This is a genomic window from Rhizobium sp. SG741, assembly GCF_012275435.1.
Classification (GTDB): domain Bacteria; phylum Pseudomonadota; class Alphaproteobacteria; order Rhizobiales; family Rhizobiaceae; genus Rhizobium; species Rhizobium lusitanum.
The window spans coordinates 191,191-199,602 of record NZ_JAAZQP010000013.1 but is presented as its reverse complement, the minus strand read 5'-3'; the positions used below and the strand labels follow the sequence as shown (position 1 = coordinate 199,602).

Here is an 8,412-nt window from a genome sequence, read left to right as displayed (position 1 = left end):
CAGAATTCTCCTGCCATGAGCCAATCTCCTTCAAATATCCAGATTGAATCATACAGTTCAAGCAAAATCAAATGCATGATTGGGTTTGGAACCTAAGGCTTTGTCAATTTGCGTTGACGTGCATTCCGCTCATTTGCACAGCCTCGTTGACAGATACAACCGCTCTCAACGCATCTTACGGCCGCTATTGAAAATCGCCTGCCGGACGCCGTAAAGCACGACGTCCTGACAACGCGAAGAGCAAATCAGGCGTTGAAGCCGGCGTCTACACTGAGAACCGCACCGGTAATCAGACTTGCAGCCGGACCCGCCAGAAACGCGACCGCGCCGGCGACTTCACGGGGCTCGCCAAACCGACCAAGCGATGTGAGGCTGCGCTGATAATCAGCATTCTCGCCATTGGCCGGGTTCATGTCCGTGTCCGTTGAACCGGGGAGAACAAGATTGACGGTGATGCCCTGAGGGCCGAGTTCGCGCGAAAGGCCCCGCGTGAACGACAGAAGCGCCGACTTCGACATGGCATAAGCCGTCACACCCGGGAAAGGCACACGCTCCGCCAGGGAGGAGCCGATGGAGATGATCCGGCCCCCCGATGAGAGATACGGGATCGCCGCCTGCGCGAACAGGACGGGTGCGCGAACGTTCACATCAAGCATGGCCTGCAGGTCGGCGAGCGCCAGATCCGCGGTCATGCCGGCGGTTCCGATGCCTGCGCTGTTGATTAGAATATCAAGCCCTCCAAGTGTGTCGACCGTCTGGCTGACGGCGTGACGGATGGCATCCGGGTCGGCGCTGTCGGCCTGAATGGCAAGCCCGCGCCGGCCTTTTTCCTCGATAGTCTGAACTACCGATGCGGCCCTGTCTGCAGAACGCTGATAGGTGAATGCGACATCGGCGCCATTCTCGGCCAGCGCAATGGCAATCGCGGCCCCTATTCCCCGGGAGCCGCCGTTTACCAAGGCACGTTTACCAAGCAATTCCATCATTATTACCTTTATGCAGTGATCGATGTATAAATAGGTAAGACCATTGCAAATTGCCGTCAACTGATTTATGCAGTGGTCGATGCAAAATGACGTTTTGACCTCTCCAGAGCATGCAGAGCCGACCCACCGCTTACGCGGCCGACCGCGGGAATTCGACCGCCAGGCTGCGCTTGCCGCCGCGACAAGACTGTTCTGGATCAAGGGTTATGAGGCTGCCTCCATCGCCGATCTGACGGAAGCGATGGGGATCGGCACAAAGAGCCTCTATGCAGCCTTCGGCTCAAAGGATGCACTCTATGCGGAGGCCCTCCGATATTACTACACGACCTACGAGGGGTTGGTCTGGACCCGCTTCAGGGCTGCTTTGACCGCGAGAGACGCAGCGCTAGCATTTCTTCAAGATTCCGCCATCGCCATGACGGGTGGAGATTGCGATCTGCCGCACGGGTGCATGGCGACGCTCGCCACCGTGGGCAGCGAAGGACATGCCGAACTGGGCGAACTCATGCGAGCCACCCGTGCTGGCGGTTTTGATCTCCTCAAGGCGCGCTTCGACAGAGCGAAGAGCGACGGTGACCTTAAGGCCGCGGCAGACACGACCAAACTGGCGAGGTTCGTGCAGACAGTCCAAAGCGGGATGGCTATCCGCGCCCGCGATGGAGCGGATCGCGACGAATTGCATGCTGTGGCTGAAATCGCGCTTTCCGGCTGGGACAATATCACCGGCAACATCGATCACGGCATGCAGGGCAAGGCCTGATCCTTGGGGAGGCCGATCACGGCGGTAGCGGGCCTCAAGGCTCCTCCCTTATGTGGAGCGGGACGAGCTTTCCGTGAAGCGGCTCGGCGAGCAGCCGACAGCGCGTGTGAAGGAAGTGCTGAACGCACTCGCCGACTTATAGCCAATTGAAAAGGCGATCTCCTCCACCCCTGCTGTTCCAGACTTGAGCGCCTCCTTGGCAAGCGCCATGCGCCACCGCAACAGGTACGAGATCGGAGCGATCCCGACGATGTCACGAAAGCGTGTGGCGAAGGCGGATCGCGAGACACCGCAAAGCCTCGCCAGAGACTCGACCGTCCATTCTTGCCCGACATTCTCATGCATGGCACGAATTGCTTTGGCCGCGACAGGGTCTCGAAGGCCTGCAAGCAGGCCACCGTTGGCGGGCTCGACAGATTGTTCCGAAAGACCCGATGCAGGCATCCTGAGAATTTCGACCAGCGCCAGCTCAACGAGACGGACGATGATGAACTCGCTGGCCGGTCCAGGATCGCGGCCTTCGGATTCCATCATCGTGAGCAGGTTGTGAAGCCGGTGGAGTTTGGGTGAACGAGAGGGGATCTGAACGATGGGCGGGAGAAGCCCCGTCAGGAGATCCTCGTTGGCTGTCGAGAACAGAAATTTGCCCATGTGAAGCGAAATCGGCCTTTCCTGACCGGAGCCCAGCTTCAACCGTCCCTCCTGTTTGGCGGCCACCGCCGCGACGCTATCCAACGGCTCTACTTCCTCACTTGAGGTCAGCGTAAAAGAAAGCGTTGTCCGCAGCAGCACGAAGTCGCCGGTTTCCAGCCACATCGGATCGCAACCAGGTCGTATCAACTGGCAAGTGCCGTCTTCTATCCAGAAAAACAACAGGTCTCCCAGCGCTGGAAAGCTCAGACCCCAGTCGCCGGCGGCGTCCATGCCGCGACCCAGAAGGGCGGCGCGCGGCCGCAGCAATCGGACAATATCAAGGAAGGGATCCATTCTTGGACTTTAGATAAAGTATCCTGGGGTTTGAATTATGGAACGTGCAAATGCGATAGCATAATTTGCTGGAAGACTTAACGAGGCCGATGCCCCCATCGCTGGAGAAATTCGATGATTAAAGTCACCGCCGCTGATATCGACCGCTTTCTTGTCGAAGATGACGACCAGCCCATCGTGATGCTCAATCTCCTTCGGTTCAAGGCAGATGGGGGACGCCAGCGTTATCTCGACTATCTCGCCATGGCCGGTCCGATCGTCGCCCGGTATGGCGCGGAAATCCTTTTCGCCGGCGACGGCGCAACTGCACTCTGCGCCGAACCCGGTCAATCCTGGGACGCGGTGGCGCTGGTGCGCTATCCGAAACGGACTGCCTTCGTCGACATGATCGCCGATCCGGCCTACGCCGTTGCCGATCCGATACGGATGTCGGCGCTGGAAGAAGCAGTGCTGCAGCCAATCAACATCATGGCTCTGAGGGCAGAGGTACTCCCGCATTTCAAAAAGCTGTAGGATCGTGTTGCTGGCCGGTTGCGTGATTTTACACAAGAATGGCATTGATCGCCCTTTCTAGGTCCGCATGCCTTGTCGTTCCGGCATGGTTGCTACAGCAGCTTCTTCGACGTGAATTGGCAGATGCCGGATCCGTCTGCCGGTGGCGTTGTAGGGCGTATTGACCACGTTTGCAGTCGCCCCGACACGGCCTCATCCAGAACAGAAATGGCCGAGCAGTTTAGCTGATGCCGACTATGATGAATTCCTCCGACTATCAAACAACAGATCATGATGCGTTCGATCGAAAGCTCTACGCGTTCCTCGTCGACTGATGCGATAGACGGCTGCCGGTGGAATATTGGCAAGGGTCCAGCCGATATACGTCGCCTTCAAGTCCAGACGGTCGAGCAAGGGTCTGGCAATCGGGCATCGCGGACCGTAAGTGAATTGGTAGAATGCTCCACCATGGCGAAGATGCGAAAATGCGCCCCCCAGGATAGCATGCACCTTGCGCAACGGCATTGACAGAAGAGGAAGGCCACTCACGACAGCGCCTGCAGGTGCCGACGCTTGCAGCGGCAACTTTCTCAATTTGGCAGCATCCATCTCGATGATTCTTGCAGTCGGAAAACGAAGGCTAAGCTGCGTCGCGAAGTCCGCGCCATATTCGATCAGCACGAGGTTTTCTTCAGCGACACCTCGATGCAGCAATGCTTCCGTAAAAACGCCTGTCCCCGGGCCTAGTTCAATGACTGTGCCCGTCTCCGCAGATATTTCGGCTGTCATGAGAGAAGACAGCGCACGCCCCGACGGTGTAACGGAGGCGACCCGGAGGGGCGCGGAAAGCCACGCCCGAAAAAACAAAAGCGCATCGGCAGTCCTGTTCGTCATCGCTTGCTGGCTCCCGCGTTCAGGCGCACCGAATATCGTCGCTGAAGCCGCCACACCAAGGCTGTGAGTACTTCCGCGATAACAAGCAGGACCAGTATTTTCAGGGCGAGCGTGGACGAATTGATGCCGGGAATGGCCAGCACAGCCAGGTAGCCGGCGGCGATGAACAAGCCGTTCCACAGAACGATGCCGACTGCTACGCCAGATACGAACCGCAGCGTATTCGTGCCTAAAAGCCCAGCCGCTATGGGCGAGATCAAGCGCACGGTGGGAATGAGTTGCGACAGGATCGTGAGCGCTCCTTCCCGGGCACGCAGCGAGGATAATGTCCAGTCGATACGCGGCTGCGATAGACCCACCCATCTGCCGACCGAGTAGAGAAGCGTTACGGATCTTTTTCTTCCGATGGCACGTACGAGAAGATAGAGACCGAAGGCGCCCATAGAACTCCCGACCGTCGTCGCGATGACAGCGGTGTGGAGAGACCAGACGGCGCCTTCGGCCGCAATGCCTATGGCAACGAGAACACCATAGGAGGGTAGGGCAGGCAGGAAACGTTCCGCCAGCCCGAGCGCAAACAGACCGAATATGCCGTATACCGCAATCCAGTCGACAAGGTTTCCAAGGGGGTCCATATCTCACCCTTCCCGTCTGATGATTGTCGCGTTGAGACCGGAGAGTTCTGGAGGAACCTGCGCGTCGAACGAGACACCCGTCAGTTTTTCCGAAATCTCCCAAAGCTTATGTGCCACATGCTTTTCCATCGCCTGTCGCGGGATCTGCGCTTCGCTCGGGTGTCCACGGGTCTCGCCGAGTTTATCGGGGCCATAATAGCCACCACCTCGGGCTTTTGGAGACGTAGCCGCAAACAAGGTCGGCAGCGCGCCTTGTGCAACGGGCTGGAACAGAAACCACAGGAAAGACCTGAGAAGGCCCTGAGCGCTGCGGCGACCGGGGCCGTTGTGAAGCAGATTCGTACGCGATATCCCAGGGTGCGCCGCGATACTGGTAAGACCCCAGCCCGCTTCTTCGCTCCGCCGTTGCAGCTCGAAAGCAAACATCAGACATGCCAGCTTCGACTGACTGTAGACAGGCATGGGCTTGTAGCCCCGTTCCGCTTGCAGATCGTCGAAGTTGATGGCGACGTTTGCGCTTCGAACAGCAATGCTGGAAAGCGTCACAACGCGCGGGTCTTGTGCCCGCATTAGCAGCGGCAGGAGGTGACCCGTCAGGGCAAAGTGGCCGAGATAGTTGGTGCCGAACTGCAGTTCGAAACCGTCTTTGGTCGTCTGGCGCGTTGGTGGCGTCATCACGCCGGCGTTGTTGATGAGAACGTCGATATGATTGCGCGTTTCTTTCAGTCTTTTCGCAAGCGCTTCGATCGAGGCGAGGTCGCCGAGGTCGACAATCTCCAGTGCGACCGATGCCTGGGGCGATCTTTCCTTGATGCGCCGGACAGCTTCAGCGCCCTTCGTCGGATTGCGTCCTGCGATGATCACGTCGCCACCGGCTCGGACCAGGGCTAGCGCGTCTTCGAAGCCCAATCCACCGGTGCCGGTAATCAGGATCGTCCGGCCCTTCTGAGACGGCATATCGTCAAGTGTCCACGGTTGTGACATCATCAAATCCTTCTGTTTCTGCTGGGGCAAGATCGTCCGCCGAAGACGCGTTGTGCGGGGCACGTTCTTCGGCGGACAGAAGGTCGCCACGGGGGGAAGCGACCTTTCGCGGATCCGGAACGGGGCGGTTCCGGTCCGAGCCTATTCGATGGCGTCGATACGTTTGCGGAGCGGCGGCTTTACAGCGACGAAGGTCATCGTGCCGAAGAGCTCCGAGACGAAAAGGCCGGTATTTCCTAGTGTGTTGTATTTCATGACGGATGTCCTGTAAGAGTATCTGGTTGCGAACCCGCTGCGGCGCATGCACGCCATAGCGGGCATCCGTCAGGCGATACCGCCATTCGCGAAGACGTTTTGACCATCGATCCACGCACCGTCCTGCGAGCAGAGAAGGCCTATGACGTTTGCGATATCTTCGGGCTGGCCCAGCCGACGAAGCGGGGTTGCTTCCGGTATGCCGCGAAGCGCCTCTTCCCCGTGCTGACGCAAGAGTTGGGTATCGACGGCGCCTGGCGATATCGCATTGACCGAAATGTTGCGACCGCCCAATTCCTTGGCAAGAACGTTTGAGTAGATCTCCTGCGCCGCCTTGGTTGCAGCGTAGGCTGCCGTGCCGGGAGGGCTCATTTTGATAATACTTGAACTCAGGCTGATGATCCGGCCACCATCGCGGACGCGTCGTGACGCCTCGCGCAGCACGTTAAAGCTGCCTTTGATATTGGTGGCCATCATCCGGTCAAAGGCCTCGTCGGTCATCTGACTGAAAGGACCGACGTTCATGATGCCGGCGTTGTTGACGACGATATCGACGCCACCGAAGGCTTCGTCATTGGCGTCGAAAAGAGCCTTGACCGCAGCTGGATCCGCCACATCTGCCTGGCGAACGATGGCACGGCCGTCGGCTGTCTCGATATCGCGAACGACCTGCTCGGCCAACTCGCGATTGGTAAGGTAGTTCACAGTCACGGCGAAACCGTCCCGCGCCAGACGCCGGGCGGTGGCTGCCCCAATGCCGCGGGAAGAGCCGGTGACGATCGCGCCACGCTTGTCACTTGGTTGGGCGATAGCGCCGGTATCGGACGATTGAGCCGATGCAATACCGCTCATGGCAATAGCGGATGGCACGGCCGCCGCGAGGGCGAGGAACGTGCGCCGGGAATTGTCTGTGTTGGACATTGGAATATCTCCTAAGAAGTTTCGAATGTTTGAGCCCGCAATGGCGGCTCGCGGTCAGGGTTGGCGAAGGAAGGCGCCAACCCTTTGGTTTGCGATGAGGAGAGTGATGCCTGCTAGCACGGTCGACAAAGGCACGATCAACATGCCAAGGCCGAGGCCGTTTGAAATATCGGCTGCGCTGGCAGCATCGCTGACAATGCCAACGATCAGAGGGCCTAGTGCGGGCCCGAGGAGGCCGCTTCCAATCATGACGAGGCTGGTCGCCTGTGCCTGCCGTCCAGGACCGGCGATCAGATGCGCGGCTCCGAAGCCCCACGGCAACATGAACGAAAATGACAGCATTCCGGGCACGAAGAGCGCAATGGACATCCAGCCGGTCGGTGCAAACAGCGCCGCAATCGTCGTTACGCTGGCGATCAGGAATAGAATTGCCGGCGGGCCGAGCACTTTGCCGGTGCCTGAGCGAACAGCGTAGTCAAACCAGCGTCCACCGCCCAATGTACCGATGATCCCCATCAACCCTTGCAACATGCCGAACGAAACGCCGACCTCCGTCGCGGTAAAACCGTAGGTGCGGATCAGAAACGGTATGGCGAAGGCATAGAAAGGGGCTGCTGCGAATCCAAGGAAAACGGCGCCCGTGAACAACCAGCGGAAGGCCGGAGACGATAACAGGTCAAGGCTGGTTCGCAGAAAGGGTTCGTCGCGAGCGGCTGTTGTTGGAGGAGGGGGAGTGGAACCGGCAACAAGAATGGTCAACAATCCGATCAAGATGCCGATGGCTCCAGCACCGATCAGAACGACGCGCCAGCCAAATACATCTGAAATCGCGCCGCCTGCCGCAAAACCCACCATCGTTCCGAGTGGGATGCCCATGGCGAACAGGCCGATTGCAAGACCGCGTCGCTCCGGGCCAATTTTGCGGACGATGAGAGCATGACCCGCAGGCACTGCGCCAGCCTCTCCGAACGCAACGCCGAAGCGTGTGAGGGCCAGGAACATGAAACTGGCGGCAAAACCGCCGAGTGTCGTCATGACACTCCAGACCAGGACGCAGGACGCCAGTACGAACCGGGGAGATCCCCGATCTGCTGCGCGGGCGAGCGGCAACGAGAGGAGTGCGTAGCAAACCGCAAAGGCAAGGCCCGTAAGTAGGCCCATCTCAGTGTCGGTCAGCGATAGGTCTGCTTTGATTTTCTCCGCAAGGATGAAGGGAAGGATCCGATCGATCTGCGAGAACGCGTTGATCAGGAGAAGCACGATGCATATGGCGGCCACTCGCAGGCCTCTTGCGTATTCCCGGCTGGACGCAGCGGGCGGCGCTCGTGTCTCTAACGGGTCTATTGACCGGGCGACAATTTCTGTCATCTTGGGGTCACTCCTCGCTTGGTTGCACCCTTAAGCTAGATGGAGTGTCCAATGACCAGAATGCCCGAACCTTCAAGAAATTTGCCTATTCCTGCAAGAGAGGCGATGATGCCGGCGAGAAGCCACGTGT

Annotated in this window: 9 protein-coding genes; 2 read left to right on the top strand and 7 right to left on the bottom strand. The window is 58.8% G+C overall.

The genetic code is table 11. The annotated features are described in order from the left end of the window. Positions 1 to 245: 245 nt before the first annotated feature. Positions 246 to 986, bottom strand: a complete 741-nt coding sequence (locus FHT29_RS28010) for an SDR family oxidoreductase (RefSeq protein ID WP_047563077.1) — start codon at positions 984 to 986, stop codon at positions 246 to 248. A gap of 79 nt (positions 987 to 1,065) precedes the next feature. On the opposite strand from FHT29_RS28010, the gene FHT29_RS28005 reads away from it, so the two are divergent. Further along, positions 1,066 to 1,746: a TetR/AcrR family transcriptional regulator gene (locus FHT29_RS28005; RefSeq protein ID WP_246703155.1), complete on the top strand. Its 681-nt coding sequence runs from the start codon at positions 1,066 to 1,068 to the stop codon at positions 1,744 to 1,746. 48 nt (positions 1,747 to 1,794) lie between these two features. On the opposite strand, the gene FHT29_RS28000 is transcribed toward FHT29_RS28005, so the two are convergent. Then, positions 1,795 to 2,733 (bottom strand): AraC family transcriptional regulator, encoded by a 939-nt coding sequence (locus tag FHT29_RS28000; RefSeq protein ID WP_168600612.1) that lies wholly within the window; start codon positions 2,731 to 2,733, stop codon positions 1,795 to 1,797. A 114-nt stretch (positions 2,734 to 2,847) separates the two neighbouring features. Between FHT29_RS28000 and FHT29_RS27995 the strand changes: the two genes are divergently transcribed. Then, entirely contained in the window at positions 2,848 to 3,246 is a 399-nt protein-coding gene (locus FHT29_RS27995) for a DUF1330 domain-containing protein (protein ID WP_052212741.1), read from the top strand. A gap of 234 nt (positions 3,247 to 3,480) precedes the next feature. On the opposite strand, the gene FHT29_RS27990 is transcribed toward FHT29_RS27995, so the two are convergent. The 5 genes from FHT29_RS27990 to FHT29_RS27970 form a co-directional block, all read right to left on the bottom strand. Then, positions 3,481 to 4,119: an rRNA adenine N-6-methyltransferase family protein gene (locus tag FHT29_RS27990; RefSeq protein ID WP_052212743.1), complete on the bottom strand. Its 639-nt coding sequence runs from the start codon at positions 4,117 to 4,119 to the stop codon at positions 3,481 to 3,483. Beyond that, a complete protein-coding gene (locus FHT29_RS27985) occupies positions 4,116 to 4,754 on the bottom strand; it encodes a VTT domain-containing protein (RefSeq protein ID WP_047563081.1) in 639 nt (212 codons plus the stop codon). The genes FHT29_RS27990 and FHT29_RS27985 overlap by 4 nt, the downstream gene beginning before the upstream one ends. Before the next feature lie 3 nt (positions 4,755 to 4,757). After that, positions 4,758 to 5,738 (bottom strand): SDR family oxidoreductase, encoded by a 981-nt coding sequence (locus FHT29_RS27980; RefSeq protein ID WP_168600621.1) that lies wholly within the window; start codon positions 5,736 to 5,738, stop codon positions 4,758 to 4,760. Positions 5,739 to 6,062: 324 nt separating this feature from the next. Continuing rightward, positions 6,063 to 6,914 carry an SDR family oxidoreductase gene (locus FHT29_RS27975; RefSeq protein WP_168600611.1) on the bottom strand — a complete coding sequence of 284 codons (852 nt, stop codon included), beginning with the start codon at positions 6,912 to 6,914 and terminating at the stop codon, positions 6,063 to 6,065. Positions 6,915 to 6,968: 54 nt separating this feature from the next. Continuing rightward, positions 6,969 to 8,282 (bottom strand): MFS transporter, encoded by a 1,314-nt coding sequence (locus FHT29_RS27970; protein ID WP_113134294.1) that lies wholly within the window; start codon positions 8,280 to 8,282, stop codon positions 6,969 to 6,971. Positions 8,283 to 8,412: the final 130 nt, after the last annotated feature.

Coding starts and splice junctions, on each gene's coding strand:
- FHT29_RS28010 (WP_047563077.1), bottom strand. CDS start 986: ATGATGGAATTGCTTGGTAAACGTGCCTTGGTAAACGGCGGCTCCCGG.
- FHT29_RS28005 (WP_246703155.1), top strand. CDS start 1,066: ATGCAAAATGACGTTTTGACCTCTCCAGAGCATGCAGAGCCGACCCAC.
- FHT29_RS28000 (WP_168600612.1), bottom strand. CDS start 2,733: ATGGATCCCTTCCTTGATATTGTCCGATTGCTGCGGCCGCGCGCCGCC.
- FHT29_RS27995 (WP_052212741.1), top strand. CDS start 2,848: ATGATTAAAGTCACCGCCGCTGATATCGACCGCTTTCTTGTCGAAGAT.
- FHT29_RS27990 (WP_052212743.1), bottom strand. CDS start 4,119: ATGACGAACAGGACTGCCGATGCGCTTTTGTTTTTTCGGGCGTGGCTT.
- FHT29_RS27985 (WP_047563081.1), bottom strand. CDS start 4,754: ATGGACCCCCTTGGAAACCTTGTCGACTGGATTGCGGTATACGGCATA.
- FHT29_RS27980 (WP_168600621.1), bottom strand. CDS start 5,738: ATGTCACAACCGTGGACACTTGACGATATGCCGTCTCAGAAGGGCCGG.
- FHT29_RS27975 (WP_168600611.1), bottom strand. CDS start 6,914: ATGTCCAACACAGACAATTCCCGGCGCACGTTCCTCGCCCTCGCGGCG.
- FHT29_RS27970 (WP_113134294.1), bottom strand. CDS start 8,282: ATGACAGAAATTGTCGCCCGGTCAATAGACCCGTTAGAGACACGAGCG.